Raw genomic sequence first — 15,945 nt, 5'->3', positions numbered from 1 at the left:
AGCTTCGCAAACCCTGTGTATTTGGGCAGTAGTTTACCAGCCACAGCGAAATATGCCTATAGCCGTGTCGGCAGGCGCAGGCGGCAAAGTAGTGAGCGAGGATAAGCACTGCGCTCCGCGAAACAGCAGAGCGCAGCAGGCCTTAGTGGCCGGGGAAGCTGACGAGGCTGTAGCAGTTAACGCCCAGCGCTGTCAGGCGCGCTTCGCCGCTGAGATCGAATAGGTTAATCACAAACGCGGCGTCGCTGACTTCACCACCTGCACGGCGGATCAGTTTTACCGTTGCTTCGATCGTGCCGCCGGTGGCCAGCAGATCGTCAATCACCAGCACAACGTCGCCGGGCTTGATGGCATCTTTGTGCAGTTCCAGCGCATCAGTACCATACTCCAGCTCATAGCGCTCCTGCCAGGTTTCACGCGGCAGCTTGCCCGGTTTACGCACCGGTATAAACCCGACGCCCAGCCCCAGCGCTACGGGCGCACCAAACAGGAAGCCGCGCGCTTCTGTACCCACCACTTTGGTGATGCCTTTGCCACGATAACGCTCCACCAGAATTGAGATCGCCGCAGCATAGGCCTGCGGATCTTCCATAAGACTGGTAACGTCGCGGAACAGAATGCCCGGCTTCGGATAGTCGTGAATACTTTTGATGCTGTTTTTGATCAGTTCAAGCTGCTGCGCAGTTGCGGTCATAAAGGTTACGCCTGGAAAAATATCTAAAACGCGCAGCTTTAACAGCGCCAATACCCGGAGACCGGGTTAAGCGAAGTCGTTTCACAGAGGGAAGCTACGCACGAAGATGCCCAAATCTATGCAAACGGCGGCCTAAATGCAACCCTGACGCGGTTAATGTTGCGTTGTCTCTTCTGCCACGACCGGAATACGCCACATAAAGAGCAGCAGTATCGCTAATAACACCAGCAGCAGCAGACGCAGCCACAACAGCTTCACCAGCCAGAGAGAAAATGCAAAGGTGACGACAATCAGCAGGATTGCCCGTCCTTTAGCGCCCGGCGGCATGGCGCGGTGACGCTGCCAGTGGCGCAGATAGCGGCCAAAAGGTGAACGCCACAGCAGCCAGTGGTGAAAGCGCGGCGATGAACGGGCAAAACACCAGGCCGCCAGTAACACAAATGGCGTTGTCGGGAGTAAAGGTAATACAATGCCCAGCGTGCCCAGCACTATCGCCAGCCAGCCGAGGCTCAACAGTAAAAAACGCTGCATGCCAGATGCCTGAATACTCAATATGCCTTTACGTTACCATGGAACCAAAGTGATGCCTCTTCTTTCCGCGCCTGAGCGACTGCAAAAAATTGTTGAAACGCTGCGCCAGCGTATAGCACAGCAGCCGGACGGGGCCTGCAGAGTGCCGCGCTTTGATACCGCGCTGTTTCATACGAAAGGCACCCGTCTGAGGGATTATTTGCAGGAGCTGGAGCAGAATCTGCAGCATCTGCAGCAAAAACAGCACGGCGCAGTGCAGCAGCAGTGGCTGGCGCAGCGTGTGCTGGATCAGCTGGCAGCGCTTCAGCGCGAATGCGAAAGCCAGCAGCTGCGGCCGTGGCGGGAGCGACCGCGTCATGATGTGCGCCAGCACAAACGCACCGAGTATCTGGGGTACGAAACGCGGCTACTGGCCATGCTGCGGCAGCGCGAGGCGCATCTTGCGCAGGCAGAAACCCTGAGCGTACAGCAGCAGCTGATGCGGGAAGTGGAGCAGCTGCAGGCGCGGTTAAACCGCTGTCGCGCTGCGCTTTACCAGCTCGATCTGCCCGCCGCGCAGGCGTAGCGTCGCGCTTCTATACTTAACGCATAAGTCAGAAGGAGGAACCGGTGACGCTGATGATCTGGATTGTGACGGGCCTGGTCGTGGGCTGGCTCAGGTACCTGCTGCTGCCTGGCAGGGCCGGCGGGATGATCCCCGGACTGGTTCTGGCAGCGATAGGCGCGCTGATAGGCGGTTACATTGCCACCTACTTTATGAATGGCGGGATCGGCACGCTGCATGTCGCCAGCGTGGCTGCCGCCCTGGCTGGCGCAGTGCTAATGCTGCTGGTCGTCATAAAACTACGGATATAGGAGAGAGAGTATGTCGCTTGAGCGCGCACCGGATGAGATTAAGCTTGCAGTAGATTTGATTCAGCTGCTGGAGGAGAACCAGGTGCCGCCTGCAACCGTGCTGGCCGCACTGGCGATCGTCCGGCGCGACTATGAACAGAAGCTGGCCGCCGCGCACGCAGATTAACGCGTGCTCAGCGTCGGGCTCAGCCGCAGCATATCGAGAAACGCGTCAACAATCTGCGGCGCTTCCGCTGCCAGGTCAAAGCTTTCCGGGTTAAACAGCCAGCTCTCCATCATGCCATTGATATAGCCGCGCATCAGCAGGGCTGCCTGGCGGGTATTGAGCGCACCGGGCAGCTGTCCGGCCTCAATACAGCTGCGCAGCACGGTTTCAATGCGGTCATAACACGCCTGCAGCAAGCCCTGCTGCATCGCCACCAGCGTTGACATTTCACCCACAAACTCGCATTTATGGAAGATAATCTCCATAAGTGCGCGTCTTTGTGCATCCTTTGCCGTGGCGTCAAGGATATAGATCAGCATCGAACGCATCACAGAAAGTGGATCGTCCGGATATTTTGTCTGATACTCAAGTTCCACATCGTCCAGCCCGGCGTCGCAGCGCAGCCAGATTTCCTGTAACAGATCGGCTTTATTTTTAAAGTGCCAGTAAATGGCACCGCGCGTGACGCCAGCCGCTGCGGCGATATCAGCCAGCGACGTGGCGGCAACACCCTGTTCAGAAAAGTGTGCTAATGCGGCATCAAGAATTTGATTACGCGTTTCAAGTGCTTGCGCTTTGGTTTTTCGTGCCATAGGGAGCTGTTTTTACAAACTGGCAAGTTTACATACATTTGTGAATGTATGTACCATAGCATGACCCGTGTTTTAACGCAGCAATGGGTTTATCGGTTTGTGATCCATTGATCATTTGATATCGGACACTAGAGGTTTTATTTATGAATAAAAACAGAGGGTTAGTGCCTCTGGCGGCCGCCGTGATGCTTTCAGGCAGCTTTTTGTTAACAGGATGTGATGGTGATAAATCTCAGCAAGCCGGCCAGCAACAGCAGCAGCCGCCGGAAGTCGGGGTAGTTACCTTAAAAGCTGAACCCCTGAAGGTCACTACTGAACTGCCCGGACGCACTTCTGCGTTTCGCGTTGCAGAAGTCCGTCCTCAGGTGTCGGGTATCATTCTGAAGCGTAATTTTGTTGAAGGCAGTGATATTAAAGCGGGCCAGTCGCTGTATCAGATCGATCCTGCTACCTATCAGGCGGCTTACGACAGTGCCAAAGGCGATTTAGCTCAGGCGCAGGCAAATGCCCGCGTAGCGCAGCTCACCATTAAACGTTACAAGCCGCTGCTCGGCACCAAATATATCAGTCAGCAGGATTATGATAACGCTGCGGCAACTGCCGCGCAGACAGCTGCTGCCGTGCAGGCTGCTCAGGCTAACGTTGAAACCGCCCGTATTAATCTTGCCTACACCAAAGTGACGTCACCTATCAGCGGTCGTATCGGCAAATCGTCCGTCACGGAAGGTGCCCTGGTCTCCAATGGTCAGACTAACGCGCTCGCGACCGTGCAGCAGCTGGATCCTATGTACGTAGATGTGACGCAGTCCAGCGACGACTTTCTGCGCCTGCGTGCCGAACTGGAAGCGGGTCAGCTGAAACAGACCGACGGTAAAGCTAACGTCACTCTGCTGATGCAGGATGGTAGCCCTTACAAACAGCCAGGGACGCTGGAGTTTTCCGATGTCACCGTTGATGAAACCACCGGTTCGATTACGCTGCGTGCCATCTTCCCTAATCCGGATAACCGTCTGCTGCCGGGTATGTTTGTGCGTGCCCGTCTGGATGAAGGTGTGAACCCTACTGCACTGCTGGTGCCGCAAACCGGCGTGACCCGTACGCCAACCGGCGATGCCAGCGCGATGGTCGTCGGCGCAGACAACAAAGTAGAAGTACGTAAGATCACTGCAAATCAGGCATTTGGTGACAAATGGCTGGTTACCGATGGTCTGAAAGAGGGCGACCGCGTGATTACCGTCGGTATTCAGCGTGCTAAAGCGGGTGCGCAGGTTACGCCAAAAGAGGTCTCAGATGATGCTAAGGCAGCCCAGGAATCTCAGTCTGCCAAATCATCGTCATAACAGGAGCCGTTGATACATGGCTAAGTTCTTTATCGATCGCCCCATTTTTGCCTGGGTGCTTGCCATCATTATTATGATGGCGGGTGCGCTGTCGATCATCAGCCTGCCGATTGAGCAATATCCCAATGTTGCGCCACCGGCTGTTGAGATCCAGGCCTCTTATCCGGGTGCGGATGCAAAAACGCTGCAGGATTCTGTTACGCAGGTTATTGAACAGAATATGAACGGCATCGACGGGCTGATGTATATGTCCTCGAGCAGTGACTCATCCGGTACGCTGACGCTGACGCTGACCTTCCAGTCCGGCACCGACGCGGATATCGCGCAGGTGCAGGTGCAGAACAAGCTGCAGCTGGCGATGCCGCTGCTGCCGCAGGAAGTACAGCAACAGGGGATTCAGGTTAAAAAATCCTCCAGCAGCTTCCTGATGGTAGCGGGTTTTGTCAGTGATGATGGCAGCATGACGCAGAACGATATTGCGGACTATGTTGCGTCTAACATCAAAGATCCTATCAGCCGTACCACAGGTGTAGGTGATACCCAGGTGTTTGGTGCGCAGTATGCAATGCGCATCTGGCTCGATCCGCATAAGCTGAACAACTACCAGCTGACGCCGGTTGACGTGATCAGCGCACTGCAGACGCAGAACACCCAGGTTGCCGCCGGTCAGCTCGGTGGTACGCCGCCGGTACCCGGCCAGCAGCTCAACGCCTCTATCATTGCCCAGACCCGTCTGACCTCAACCGATGAGTTTGGCAACATCATGCTCAAGGTGAACCAGGATGGTTCGCAGGTGCGCCTGCGCGACGTGGCAAAAATTGAACTGGGTGGTGAAAACTACGAGGTTATTGCCCGCTATAACGGCAAGCCTGCATCCGGTATCGGTATCAAGCTGGCTACCGGGGCTAACGCTCTGGATACGGCAGAAGCGGTGAAAGCCGAGCTGGGTAAGCTGGAGCCGTTCTTCCCGTCAGGCATGAAGACTGTCTACCCGTATGACACCACGCCGTTTGTAAAAATCTCGATCTTCGAAGTGGTTAAAACGCTGTTTGAAGCGATTGTGCTGGTGTTCCTGGTAATGTATCTGTTCCTGCAGAACTTCCGCGCCACGCTAATCCCGACCATCGCCGTCCCGGTGGTGCTGCTGGGTACCTTCGCTATCATCAGCGCCTTTGGCTACTCCATTAACACGCTCACGATGTTTGGTATGGTGCTCGCTATCGGCCTGCTGGTGGATGACGCCATCGTGGTGGTCGAGAACGTTGAGCGCGTGATGGCGGAAGAGGGACTGCCGCCGAAAGAGGCAACCAAACGCTCCATGGAGCAGATTCAGGGCGCGCTGGTTGGTATCGCGCTGGTGCTCTCTGCCGTGTTTATTCCCATGGCGTTCTTTGGTGGCTCGACCGGGGTTATCTACCGTCAGTTCTCGATTACTATCGTTTCGGCGATGGCGCTGTCGGTTCTGGTCGCGCTGATCCTCACCCCTGCCCTCTGTGCCACCATGCTGAAACCGATTAAAAAAGGTGAGCATGGTAAAACCACCGGCTTCTTCGGCTGGTTTAACCGCATGTTCGACAAAAGTACCAATCACTATGTCGATAGCGTCAGCCATATTATCCGCAGTACCGGCCGCTATCTGGTGATCTATCTGGTCATTGTTCTTGGCATGGCGTGGCTGTTCCTTAAGCTGCCAACCTCCTTCCTGCCGGAAGAAGATCAGGGACTGTTACTGGCACAGGCGCAGCTTCCAGCTGGTGCAACCCAGGAACGTACCCAGAAAGTGCTGGATCAGGTGACCGATTACTTCCTCACTAAAGAGAAAGATAGCGTAAATTCCGTGTTCACCGTCAACGGCTTTGGCTTTGCCGGCCGTGGCCAGAACACCGGTATCGCGTTTGTCAGCCTGAAGCCGTGGGATGAGCGTGGCAGCGCCGATCTGAAAGTACCGGCCATTGCCGGGCGTGCCATGGGTGCGCTGGGTCAGATTAAAGATGCCATGGTCTTCCCGTTCAACCTGCCGGCTATTATCGAACTGGGTAACGCTACCGGTTTTGACTTCCAGCTGATTGACCAGGGCAACCTGGGCCATGAAAAGCTGACCGAAGCGCGAAACCAGCTGTTTGGTATGATTGCCCAGCATTCAGATACGCTGGTTGGCGTACGTCCGAATGGTCTGGAAGATACGCCGCAGTACAAGCTGATTATCGATCAGGAAAAAGCGCAGGCGCTGGGGGTATCGCTCTCTGATATCAACACTACGCTGGGTGCCGCCTGGGGGGGATCCTACGTCAATGACTTCATCGATCGCGGTCGCGTGAAGAAAGTGTACGTTATGGGTAAAGCGGATGCGCGTATGCTGCCGGATGACATTGGCAAATGGTATGTGCGTAACAGCGCCGGCAATATGGTGCCCTTCTCCGCCTTCTCCTCTGCAAAATGGCAGTATGGCTCGCCGCGTCTGGAGCGTTATAACGGTCTGCCTTCCATGGAGATCCTTGGTCAGGCTGCACCGGGCAAGAGTTCGGGTGATGCGATGGATATGATGGAGGAGCTGGCGTCGAAGCTGCCAACCGGTATTGGCTACGACTGGACCGGCATGTCCTATCAGGAACGTCTGTCAGGTAATCAGGCCCCGGCGCTCTATGCTATCTCGCTGATTGTGGTCTTCCTCTGTCTGGCGGCACTCTATGAGAGCTGGTCTATTCCGTTCTCGGTCATGCTGGTCGTGCCGCTCGGTGTCATTGGTGCGCTGATCTTCACCACCCTGCGCGGACTCAGTAACGACGTCTACTTTGTGGTCGGACTGCTGACCACGATAGGTCTTTCCGCCAAGAACGCCATTCTGATCGTCGAATTTGCGAAAGATTTGATGGATAAAGAGGGCAAAGGTCTGGTGGAAGCGACGCTGGAAGCGGTACGTATGCGTCTGCGCCCGATTCTGATGACCTCACTGGCGTTTATCCTCGGCGTACTGCCGCTGGCAATCAGCAGCGGTGCCGGCTCCGGTGCGCAGAACGCAGTCGGTACCGGCGTAATGGGCGGCATGGTTACCGCTACCGCGCTGGCAATCTTCTTTGTGCCGGTCTTCTTCGTGGTGGTGCGTCGCCGCTTCAGCAAGCATAAAGCGGATCTGGAAGAGGGGCATCATCCAGCGGAACAAGCGAAACACTGAGTGACTCCTTAATGAAAAAGGCCGCAGATGCGGCCTTTTTTTTATGGTGCCTGATGCGGGTTGCAATCGTGCGATAACGGGCGCATAATATTGTTATATTATAACATTACATAGGAGCCTTCACATAAAGCCTGATATTCACCCGCACTACCGTCCGGTACTGTTCCATGACACCACCGCTGATGAGTATTTTAAAGTGGGATCAACCATCAAGACTGAACGCACTATAGAGTTTGAAGGCGAAGTTCTGCCCTACGTGACGCTGGATGTCTCCTCAAAATCGCACGTTTACTATACCGGTAAACAAAAAGAGTTTGCCAAAGAGGGCAGCGCGGCGCGCTTCAATAAGCGTTTTGGCAGCTTCCTGACGCGCACGAAATAAAGGAGTAAGACGATGCAGGTCGTGAGTTCACTTCGGTCGGCTAAAACCCGCCACCGGGATTGCAAAGTAGTACGACGTAAAGGCCGTATCTATGTGATTTGCAAATCCAACCCACGTTTCAAAGCGGTTCAGGGAAGAAAGAAAAAGCGCTGATGTGTTGTGAGAGTTTGGCCGGGATGCTCCCCGGCCTTTTTTATTGCATGCTTTTCAGCATTGCTTCTGCGTTATGCCTGAACGCTGCCGTATAGGTCGCAGCCGGACCACCGGCAGCAGAGAGCGCCTCCGGATAGAGTTCGCCGCCGGGCTCTGCGCCTGATTCGCGGGCAATCTGTTTAACCAGGCGCGGATCGGTCTGGTTTTCAATAAAGTAGCGACGGATATGTTCACGCCTGAGCTGCTGAACAATCTGCGCGACGTCGCTGGCGCTGGCCTCTGCTTCCGTGGAGAAGCCCACCGGTGCCAGAAAGGTAACGCCATAACGCTGTCCGAAGTAGCCAAACGCATCGTGGCTGGTCAGAACTTTGCGCGCGCTGCGCGGTACGGCGTCAAACGCGGATGTAGCCCAGCTGTCGAGCTGCTGCAGCTGCTGGATATAGCGCTCGCCGCTGCGCTGAATGTCTGCGGCGTCCTGCGGATCGGCTTTCATTAGCGCCTGCATCACGTTACGCGCATAAATTTCACCGTTCTGCAGGCTGTTCCAGGCGTGCGGATCGGTGACGGTGCTGCCCTCCTCTTCCATCGTACGCGTGCTGATGCCGCTGGATGCCACGACCACATCGCCGCGGTAGCCTGAAGCCGTGATGAGTCGATCCATCCACCCTTCCAGACCCAGACCGCTGACAAATACCACGCTGGCCTGCGCCAGCGCCTGGCTATCCTGTGGCGAAGGCTCAAAGGTATGCGGATCGCCATCCGGCCCGACCAGCGAAGTAACTCGCACATGATCGCCGCCAACCTGCTTTACGATATCGGCCAGCACGGTAAAACTGGCTACGGTATTGATAGTATTGGCCTGCGTGAACGGACTAACCAGCATCGCGCTGGTTAACAGACTCAGTGCAACAAACTTCATGTGTATCCCCTTATCATTGTATTAACGACGGCGCAGCACGCCGCCGCATGGCCCTGTCAGAACAGAGAGCAGAAACAGCCCGGCCGCACTCAGCACCACGGCTGGCCCGGCAGGCAGCGAGTAGTACCAGGAGAGCATCAGACCGCTTAATGCAGCAGCGATGGCCAGCAGCACAGCGATAAACAGCAGCGGAGTGAGCCGCCGGCTCCAGAAGCGGGCGCTGATAGCGGGCAGCATCATTAGCCCGACTGACATCAGCGTGCCCAGAATTTGAAAGCCAGCGACCAGGTTGAGTACAACCAGCAGCAGAAACAGTCCCTGTACCAGCGGTGCGCTCCAGCGGTTCTGCACCCGCAGGAAATCGGGATCGAAGGCGTCAATCACCAGCGGCCGGAAAATCAGCGCCAGCGTCAGAAGCGTGAACGCGGCGATAGCGGCTACCAGAATAAGTGCATGACTGTCCACCGCCAGCAGCGAACCAAACAGCACGTGCAGCAGATCCACGCTGGAGCCGCGCAGCGAAACCAGCGTGACACCCAGCGCCAGCGAGCCAAGATAGAATCCGGAAAAGCTGGCATCCTCTTTTAACGGGGTGTAGCGACTGACGGCACCGGAGAGCAGCGCCACGATCAGCCCTGCCAGCAGTCCTCCTGCGCCCATCGCCACCAGCGACAGGCCTGAGAGCAGATAGCCTATCGCCGCACCGGGTAATATCGCATGTGATAACGCATCGCCTATCAGGCTCATACGGCGCAGCGACAGAAACACGCCCAGCGGAGTAGCGCTCAGCGCCAGCGCAATACAGGCCACCAGCGCCCGACGCATAAAGCCAAATTCAATGAAAGGCTGCAGCAGCGTCATGATGTCACCTGCGCGCTCGTCGTCGTGCGGTCCAGCGATAACTCTGCGCTGAAGTAACGGCTGACCAGCGGTCTGTCGTGCAGGACCACCAGCAGCGTCGTGCCCTGCTGCTGCTGCTGCCGGAGCAGGGCCATCAGCAGGGTAACGGTAGATGCATCAATAGCGCTGAAAGGTTCATCCAGCAGCCAGACCCGGCTCTGCTGCATCAGAAGCCGGGCAAACAGGATCCGCTGCAGCTGGCCGCCAGATAGCATGGCCGGCTGCGCATCAGCAAATGCCCGCATCTGTACGGCGTCCAGCGCGGCGTCAATCTCTTTGCGCAGCGCCCGGTTAAGGCCGCCAAACCAGCCGCAGCGTGGCCAGCAGCCGGTAGCCACCAGTTCATACACCGTAAGCGGAAAACGTATTTCCAGCTCACTGCGCTGTGGCAGCCAGCCAATGGCGCTGGCAGGCACGCTGATCAGGCAGGAGCCGGAAACGGGTGCTATCACACCCGCCAGCGTCTTCAGCAGCGTTGATTTTCCGCTGCCGTTTGCGCCGGTCAGCGCTGTCATGCTGCCCGCAGTCAGTTCTCCGTCGGGAATTGCTGTTATCGCCTGCCCGCGGTATCCGACATGCAGCTGATTAAAATGAATCATGCTCTGATCCCCCAGAGGAGACAGAGCGCCAGCACAGTGATAAGCATCATGACAACCATCAGACGTCTGCCGACGGAAAGTAATATACCGCTGTTACGCATAGCCTTTACCATTACGTTATAACATAACAATATGGTAACGGGTTTACCGGCAAAGAACGTACAAAGAAGTGTTTCAAAAATTGAGCGCTGCTGAAAGTGGCTTCATCGGGCAGATGAGCTGATGATACGGCCCATTGCAATAATCGCCGTTAACATTAACGACCTGCTTGCATTACCATCAGCAAGACTCAATGATAGCGTTACGATCTTTTTTACGGGATACGCTATGCAGGCTATTATTAATGCGAACGTTGCGACAGGTGAACATGACTGTGACAAACTTCGCAACATCATTCAGGGGAATATTCTTAAAATAGCGGAAGCACTGGCCGGTGAGTTAGGCTGGTATTCGCAGAATGCCCAATTAGTTCCCGAAAGTTTTCAGGTCATTTCTATTAAAGCTGTTAATTCAGATAGTTTTAAAATGCTTTATGAATTTTCCTGGGATCTATTTAACCCCTGTCTGGATTTGAACGAAACCTTTACCCGACATGAAGAAGTCAGATTCCATGTAAAGCCCGGTGCACTGGTGTTTGATGTGATTGACAATTCGCGTCTCTCGCCTGCTGATGAATTGTAATATTTAGTAATTGAGGTGAGCAAAACTAATGATTGTGGATTATATTTAACAGGTCGCTGAATTATTTTTATTCGTGATCGCTCCCTGGTAGCTCTTTTAAAACTCGCCGCGCTGCGGCTCCTGTGCTCGCTATGGAGGGAAAAAGATGGACGAATACTCACCGAAACGGCATGATATTGCCCAGCTTAAATTCTTGTGTGAAAACCTGTATGACGAGAGCATGGCTACCCTGAGCGAAAATCATCGCGACTGGGTGAACGATCCTGCTTCTTCAGCTAATTTACAGCTCAACGATTTTATTGAGCATATTGCTTCTTTCACCATGAATTACAAAATTAAGCATACGGAAGATGAGTCGCTGATTTCACAAATTGACGAATATCTTGATGATACCTTTATGCTTTTTAGCAGTTACAGTATCAATGCAAAGGATCTTCAGCGCTGGCAGCGCTCCGCTAAGCGCTTATTTAATATTTTTGCCGAAGAGTGTGCTTATCTTCAGCAACCGAGCCATTCCTTTTAGCATCAGAGTGAGAATATTTTTTTCATGAGCAATCAAATCCTGACCAAGACCGACTATTTGATGCGCCTGCGTCGTTGTCGTTCAATTGACACCCTTGAGCGGGTCATTGAAAAAAATAAGTATGAATTACCGGACAGTGAACTGGCAGTATTCTATTCAGCGGCCGATCATCGTCTTGCTGAACTGACCATGAACAAACTCTACGATAAAGTACCAGGTTCTGTGTGGAAATATGTTCGTTAGGTGACGCTGTTTCTGTTGCCGGGCAGTAAAACCGGAATAAGGCAAAGGAGTGCCGGAATGCCCTGGGCAGGCGTGGCTATTTGATGGCCTGAAATGGGTGGAGGCCCTGCCAGCTACATCCCGGCACACGCGTCGCCTGCTGCGGCTGCTTCCTTCCGGACCTGACCGAGTTCACAAGTTAGCGTTGCGGGAGAACCAACAGGGCCTCCATTGAGTGCCCCCTTATCGGGAGCGGGGGCATTATCAGCGAACGCCTGTGCAATTGCAAGGGTAAGCCAGACAACCGTTGTTTTCTTGAACAGGCAGCCGCTGTTCACTCCCCTGCTTCCGCTTTCTTTTTTATTACACTGAATGATGAATGATTCGCTAAATTTTCCCGCGCGCGTCTGGCACATTGTGGCAGCGATACCGCGTGGTCAGGTGACCACCTATGGTGACATTGCCTTACTGGCGGGTTCGCCGCGGGCGGCTCGTCAGGTTGGGGGCGTACTGCGCCGTCTGCCGCCCGGGAGCACGCTGCCCTGGCATCGCGTTGTTAACCGACACGGACATATTTCTCTGCAGGGCGACGACCTGCGGCGTCAGCGTGATGCGCTGGAGGCAGAAGGGGTAAACGTCAGTGAGGAGGGTGAGATCGATATGGCACGTTATCGCTGGAAAATTTGATCAGCAGGCCCATGACAGGCCCGCTGATACTGCAGGTTACAGGCTGGTCGGAGCCGGCACTGAAGCGGATGGCGTTACCTGAGTGGGTGATGTCGACGGCACCGTGGTAGCGGCACCCGGCTGGGTTGGCATCGCGCGATTGGCTACCGGCACCAGCAGCAGTTCAGCTTTGGTACCGCCCTGGGTGATAACCGGCTTCACCGTATCGGTTACAAACGCCAGTTTGCCATCCATGGTGATAGCTGCGCTCAGCAAAATGCGTGCATCTGGCTGAATGTCTGCCGGATTAAAGGGCAGAATAAACTGGAAAGGTGACTGTTTGCCTTCGGTACGTACGGCACGCTGTGCCAGCACTTTAGAAGGCGCATCTGCCAGCGACGCGTCCGCCAGCGTCACAGTCAGTACCGCATCCGGCGGCAGCGCAATGCGCTGACGGATATAAACAGAACCACTTACGTTAGGCTGCTTGATAGCCGACTGCTGGCCGGCAACCGCCGAGCCGAGCGTAGGTGTCGGAACCGGTTTGCTGTGGTCAGCACACCCTGTAATAGCCGCAGCCAGTGTCATACCGCTAATAACCTGCCAGAGTTTCATCGATGTCGTCTCCTTATGAACACTATGATTGTCGGCGGTTAATTGTTTAACGGGTATTTCAACCGCCGATTGCTCTTAATTCTGGCACAGAAATCCGCATTGCGCCTGACCCGTCGCCCGTCACCAGAAATCAGCGCAAACCCGTTGCGCAAACTGGTCGGATCTTTCACACTTGCGCCATATCTGCTGATGAGGACATGACTATGAGTCAGGCGCTGACTAATCTGCTTACGCTATTAAATCTGGAAAAACTGGAAGAGGGCCTGTTCCGCGGGCAGAGTGAAGATCTCGGTCTGCGTCAGGTGTTTGGCGGTCAGGTTGTGGGCCAGGCGCTCTATGCCGCCAAACAGACGGTGCCGGAAGATCGCATTATCCATTCATTTCATAGCTATTTTTTGCGTCCCGGCGACAGCCATAAAGCGATTATTTATGATGTTGAAACGCTGCGCGACGGCAAAAGCTTCAGCGCGCGCCGCGTCAGTGCAGTACAGAATGGCCAGCCTATTTTCTATATGACTGCCTCATTTCAGGCCCCTGAAACCGGGTTTGAGCATCAAAACAGCATGCCTGCAGTACCCGGACCGGATGAACTGCCTTCCGAACGCGATCTGGCACAAAAACTTGCCGCGCATTTGCCGCTGAAGCTGAAAGAGAAATTTCTTGCTGAGCGGCCACTGGATATTCGTCCGGTGCAGATCCACAACCCGTTAAAGGGCCACGTAGCTGAGCCGGTGCGCCAGGTCTGGCTGCGCGCCAATGGTCAGATGCCCGACGATCTCCGCATACATCAATATGTACTGGGCTACACCTCCGATCTCAATTTTTTGCCGGTGGCGCTGCAGCCGCATGGCAAAGGGTTTCTGGAAGCCGATATGCAGGTGGCCACGATCGATCACTCTATGTGGTTTCACCGCCCGTTTGATCTCTCAGAATGGCTGCTTTACAGCGTGGTGAGCACGTCTGCCTCTGGCGCACGTGGCTTTGTACGCGGCGAGTTCTATACGCAGGATGGCACGCTGGTGGCAACCACGGTGCAGGAAGGCGTCATGCGTCAGCGCGACGCATAAAAAAAGGGGCGATCCGATCGCCCCTTTTCTTCGGTTTCAGCTTACTGGTTATACGCGTTTTCGCCGTGGCTGTTTACATCCAGACCCTCACGCTCCTGCTCTTCCGGTACCCGCAGGCCGACAATCACATCCGCCAGCTTGAAGCCGATAAAGGCCACCACACCGGACCAGACTACGGTCACGATACAGCTGAAGATCTGGACCCAGACCTGATGCCCCATAGTGACGCCTTCCGCATAGCCAACGCCACCCAGTGAGCCGGAGGCGAAGACGCCGGTCAGAATGCAGCCGAGGATGCCGCACACGCCGTGCACGCCAAAGACATCGCAGGGGTCATCAACGCGCAGCCATCTTTTCAGCGTCGTAACGCCCCAGATGCCCGCGAGCCCGCCCGCCAGACCAATGATCAGTGCGCCACCGACGCCCACGTAGCCACAGGCTGGCGTAATGGCAACCAGGCCGGCGATAAAGCCCGAGCAGGCACCCAGCAGCGAGGGCTTACCGCGCAGCGCCCATTCACCAAAGACCCAGGAGAGTACGGCACCTGCGGTGGCAACGACGGTGTTCACAAACGCCAGCGCAGCAATTTCATTAGCTGATGAAGCAGAACCGGCGTTAAAACCAAACCAGCCGACGTAGAGAATGGCCGTGCCAAGAAACACCATGGGCAGGTTATGCGGTTTGAACGCTTCTTTGCCAAAACCTGCACGTTTACCCACCAGATAAGCGCCCACCAGACCCGCAACAGCGGCGTTGATATGCACTACAGTGCCGCCGGCAAAATCCAGCGCGCCATCCTGCGCCAGATAACCGCCGCCCCAGACCATATGCGCAATCGGCAGATAAGAGAGCGTCAGCCAGACGCCGACAAAAATCAGCACCGCTGAGAAGCGAATACGCTCTGCCAGTGCGCCTACGATCAACCCGACGGTAATACAGGCAAATGAAGCCTGAAACGCGACGTGAATATATTGATAAAAGCTGCCCATCACGGCTTTCAGCTCAATGTTTTTCAGCATCACCCACTGGAAGTTACCGAAAAAGGCGTTGCCCTCACTGAACGCCAGCGAGTAGCCATACACAACCCATAATACGCAGACCAGGGCAAAGGTAACGGCAACCTGTGTGAGCATGGATAAGACGTTTTTGCCGCGGATCAGGCCGCCATAAAACAGCGCGATGCCGGGGATCGTCATAAAAAGTACCAGCGCGGTACAAATCATCATAAAGGCGTTGTCCGCTTTATCCGCGACCGCAGGGGCAGCAGCCAGCGTCAGAGTGGGTAACAGCGCCAGGCTGGCAAGGCCCAGTTTCATCATCATTTTTTTCATTCTTTTCATCCCATCTCAAGTCAGAACCCGGATCAGAGCGCCGCTTCGTCAGTTTCACCGGTACGGATACGTATCACCCGCTGCAGCTCAGCGACGAAAATTTTGCCGTCGCCAATTTTGCCGGTGTAGGCCGCTTTACTGATGACATCAACCACTTCATCCAGCTGGTCATCTGCAATCGCAATATCAATTTTTACTTTTGGCAGGAAGTTAACGCTGTACTCAGCCCCGCGATAGAGTTCGGCATGCCCTTTCTGGCGGCCAAAACCTTTAACTTCAGATACCGTCAGTCCCTGAATGCCGATGGAGGATAGCGCCTCGCGGACATCCTCCAGCTTGAATGGTTTGATTACCACGGTAACCAGCTTCATACGTCCCCTCCGGATTAAACACAACTGCACGATGTATACGCAGTGGTTGAAGCAAAGGGTGTGCCAGAAATGCAAAATGCCTGTTATTGCGGTGGCGGTGCAGGTTCAGCCCGGCGCAATACTGCC

At 55.1% G+C, this 15,945-nt stretch carries 21 protein-coding genes and 1 other RNA gene; 12 read left to right on the top strand and 10 right to left on the bottom strand.

The window, feature by feature from the left end:
- Window positions 1-142 precede the first annotated feature (142 nt).
- On the bottom strand, window positions 143-694 hold the full coding sequence (gene apt, locus B3041_RS03840; protein WP_292969561.1) for an adenine phosphoribosyltransferase: 552 nt from the start codon (window positions 692-694) through the stop codon (window positions 143-145).
- Window positions 695-847: 153 nt separating this feature from the next.
- On the bottom strand, window positions 848-1,225 hold the full coding sequence (locus B3041_RS03835) for a DUF454 family protein (protein ID WP_292969559.1): 378 nt from the start codon (window positions 1,223-1,225) through the stop codon (window positions 848-850).
- Window positions 1,226-1,277: 52 nt separating this feature from the next.
- Between B3041_RS03835 and priC the strand changes: the two genes are divergently transcribed.
- The 3 genes from priC to rsmS are packed head-to-tail and all read left to right on the top strand — an operon-like array spanning window position 1,278 to window position 2,246.
- Entirely contained in the window at window positions 1,278-1,790 is a 513-nt protein-coding gene (gene priC, locus B3041_RS03830; RefSeq protein WP_292969557.1) for a primosomal replication protein, read from the top strand.
- Between the two features lie 53 nt (window positions 1,791-1,843).
- The gene (locus B3041_RS03825; RefSeq protein ID WP_313066865.1) at window positions 1,844-2,080 is read left to right on the top strand and encodes a hypothetical protein; all 237 of its coding nucleotides are present in this window, start codon (window positions 1,844-1,846) and stop codon (window positions 2,078-2,080) included.
- A 10-nt stretch (window positions 2,081-2,090) separates the two neighbouring features.
- Window positions 2,091-2,246, top strand: coding sequence for a pleiotropic regulatory protein RsmS (gene rsmS / locus B3041_RS03820; RefSeq protein WP_065649923.1), 156 nt, complete (start codon window positions 2,091-2,093; stop codon window positions 2,244-2,246).
- Here rsmS and acrR read toward each other — a convergent pair.
- A complete protein-coding gene (gene acrR / locus B3041_RS03815; RefSeq protein WP_065649924.1) occupies window positions 2,243-2,878 on the bottom strand; it encodes a multidrug efflux transporter transcriptional repressor AcrR in 636 nt (211 codons plus the stop codon). The two genes, rsmS and acrR, sit on opposite strands and share 4 nt — an antisense overlap.
- Window positions 2,879-3,021: 143 nt before the next feature.
- Between acrR and B3041_RS03810 the strand changes: the two genes are divergently transcribed.
- The 4 genes from B3041_RS03810 (at window position 3,022) to ykgO (ending at window position 7,925) form a co-directional block, all read left to right on the top strand.
- On the top strand, window positions 3,022-4,218 hold the full coding sequence (locus B3041_RS03810; RefSeq protein ID WP_065649925.1) for an efflux RND transporter periplasmic adaptor subunit: 1,197 nt from the start codon (window positions 3,022-3,024) through the stop codon (window positions 4,216-4,218).
- A gap of 16 nt (window positions 4,219-4,234) precedes the next feature.
- Complete coding sequence (locus B3041_RS03805; RefSeq protein ID WP_065649926.1) at window positions 4,235-7,390, top strand: multidrug efflux RND transporter permease subunit AcrB; 3,156 nt, start codon at window positions 4,235-4,237, stop codon at window positions 7,388-7,390.
- Window positions 7,391-7,514: 124 nt separating this feature from the next.
- On the top strand, window positions 7,515-7,772 hold the full coding sequence (locus tag B3041_RS03800) for a type B 50S ribosomal protein L31 (protein WP_039383008.1): 258 nt from the start codon (window positions 7,515-7,517) through the stop codon (window positions 7,770-7,772).
- Window positions 7,773-7,784: 12 nt separating this feature from the next.
- On the top strand, window positions 7,785-7,925 hold the full coding sequence (gene ykgO / locus B3041_RS03795; RefSeq protein WP_071668939.1) for a type B 50S ribosomal protein L36: 141 nt from the start codon (window positions 7,785-7,787) through the stop codon (window positions 7,923-7,925).
- A 40-nt stretch (window positions 7,926-7,965) separates the two neighbouring features.
- Here the strand turns inward: ykgO and B3041_RS03790 are convergent, their stop codons facing one another.
- From B3041_RS03790 to B3041_RS03780, 3 genes are read right to left on the bottom strand one after another with little or no spacing between them, the layout of a single operon-like run.
- Entirely contained in the window at window positions 7,966-8,844 is an 879-nt protein-coding gene (locus tag B3041_RS03790) for a metal ABC transporter substrate-binding protein (protein WP_292969550.1), read from the bottom strand.
- A 21-nt stretch (window positions 8,845-8,865) separates the two neighbouring features.
- Window positions 8,866-9,705 (bottom strand): metal ABC transporter permease, encoded by an 840-nt coding sequence (locus B3041_RS03785; protein ID WP_065649928.1) that lies wholly within the window; start codon window positions 9,703-9,705, stop codon window positions 8,866-8,868.
- On the bottom strand, window positions 9,702-10,343 hold the full coding sequence (locus tag B3041_RS03780) for a metal ABC transporter ATP-binding protein (protein ID WP_065649929.1): 642 nt from the start codon (window positions 10,341-10,343) through the stop codon (window positions 9,702-9,704). Before B3041_RS03780 ends, B3041_RS03785 begins: the two co-directional genes overlap by 4 nt.
- 327 nt (window positions 10,344-10,670) lie before the next feature.
- Between B3041_RS03780 and B3041_RS03775 the strand changes: the two genes are divergently transcribed.
- The 3 genes from B3041_RS03775 (at window position 10,671) to B3041_RS03765 (ending at window position 11,790) form a co-directional block, all read left to right on the top strand.
- Window positions 10,671-11,024 carry a hypothetical protein gene (locus tag B3041_RS03775; RefSeq protein WP_065649930.1) on the top strand — a complete coding sequence of 118 codons (354 nt, stop codon included), beginning with the start codon at window positions 10,671-10,673 and terminating at the stop codon, window positions 11,022-11,024.
- A gap of 145 nt (window positions 11,025-11,169) precedes the next feature.
- A complete protein-coding gene (gene tomB, locus B3041_RS03770; RefSeq protein ID WP_039383003.1) occupies window positions 11,170-11,547 on the top strand; it encodes an Hha toxicity modulator TomB in 378 nt (125 codons plus the stop codon).
- A 24-nt stretch (window positions 11,548-11,571) separates the two neighbouring features.
- Window positions 11,572-11,790, top strand: coding sequence for an HHA domain-containing protein (locus tag B3041_RS03765; protein WP_065649931.1), 219 nt, complete (start codon window positions 11,572-11,574; stop codon window positions 11,788-11,790).
- Between the two features lie 104 nt (window positions 11,791-11,894).
- Here B3041_RS03765 and ffs read toward each other — a convergent pair.
- Window positions 11,895-11,991, bottom strand: an RNA gene (gene ffs, locus B3041_RS03760) — signal recognition particle sRNA small type.
- Between the two features lie 153 nt (window positions 11,992-12,144).
- Here ffs and B3041_RS03755 point away from each other — a divergent pair.
- Window positions 12,145-12,456: an MGMT family protein gene (locus B3041_RS03755; RefSeq protein ID WP_065649932.1), complete on the top strand. Its 312-nt coding sequence runs from the start codon at window positions 12,145-12,147 to the stop codon at window positions 12,454-12,456.
- 36 nt (window positions 12,457-12,492) lie between these two features.
- On the opposite strand, the gene B3041_RS03750 is transcribed toward B3041_RS03755, so the two are convergent.
- Window positions 12,493-13,050: a YbaY family lipoprotein gene (locus B3041_RS03750; RefSeq protein ID WP_065649933.1), complete on the bottom strand. Its 558-nt coding sequence runs from the start codon at window positions 13,048-13,050 to the stop codon at window positions 12,493-12,495.
- 203 nt (window positions 13,051-13,253) lie between these two features.
- Here B3041_RS03750 and tesB point away from each other — a divergent pair, with 203 nt between their 5' ends.
- Entirely contained in the window at window positions 13,254-14,117 is an 864-nt protein-coding gene (tesB, locus tag B3041_RS03745) for an acyl-CoA thioesterase II (protein ID WP_292969543.1), read from the top strand.
- Between the two features lie 41 nt (window positions 14,118-14,158).
- On the opposite strand, the gene amtB is transcribed toward tesB, so the two are convergent.
- A complete protein-coding gene (amtB, locus tag B3041_RS03740) occupies window positions 14,159-15,448 on the bottom strand; it encodes an ammonium transporter AmtB (RefSeq protein WP_065649935.1) in 1,290 nt (429 codons plus the stop codon).
- 32 nt (window positions 15,449-15,480) lie between these two features.
- A complete protein-coding gene (glnK, locus tag B3041_RS03735) occupies window positions 15,481-15,819 on the bottom strand; it encodes a P-II family nitrogen regulator (RefSeq protein WP_003850469.1) in 339 nt (112 codons plus the stop codon).
- Window positions 15,820-15,945 lie beyond the last annotated feature (126 nt).

Source organism: Pantoea sp. UBA4549 (genome assembly GCF_002387285.1).
GTDB classification, from domain to species: Bacteria; Pseudomonadota; Gammaproteobacteria; order Enterobacterales; family Enterobacteriaceae; genus Pantoea; species Pantoea borealis.
This window is presented reverse-complemented; position numbering and strand designations above follow the sequence as displayed.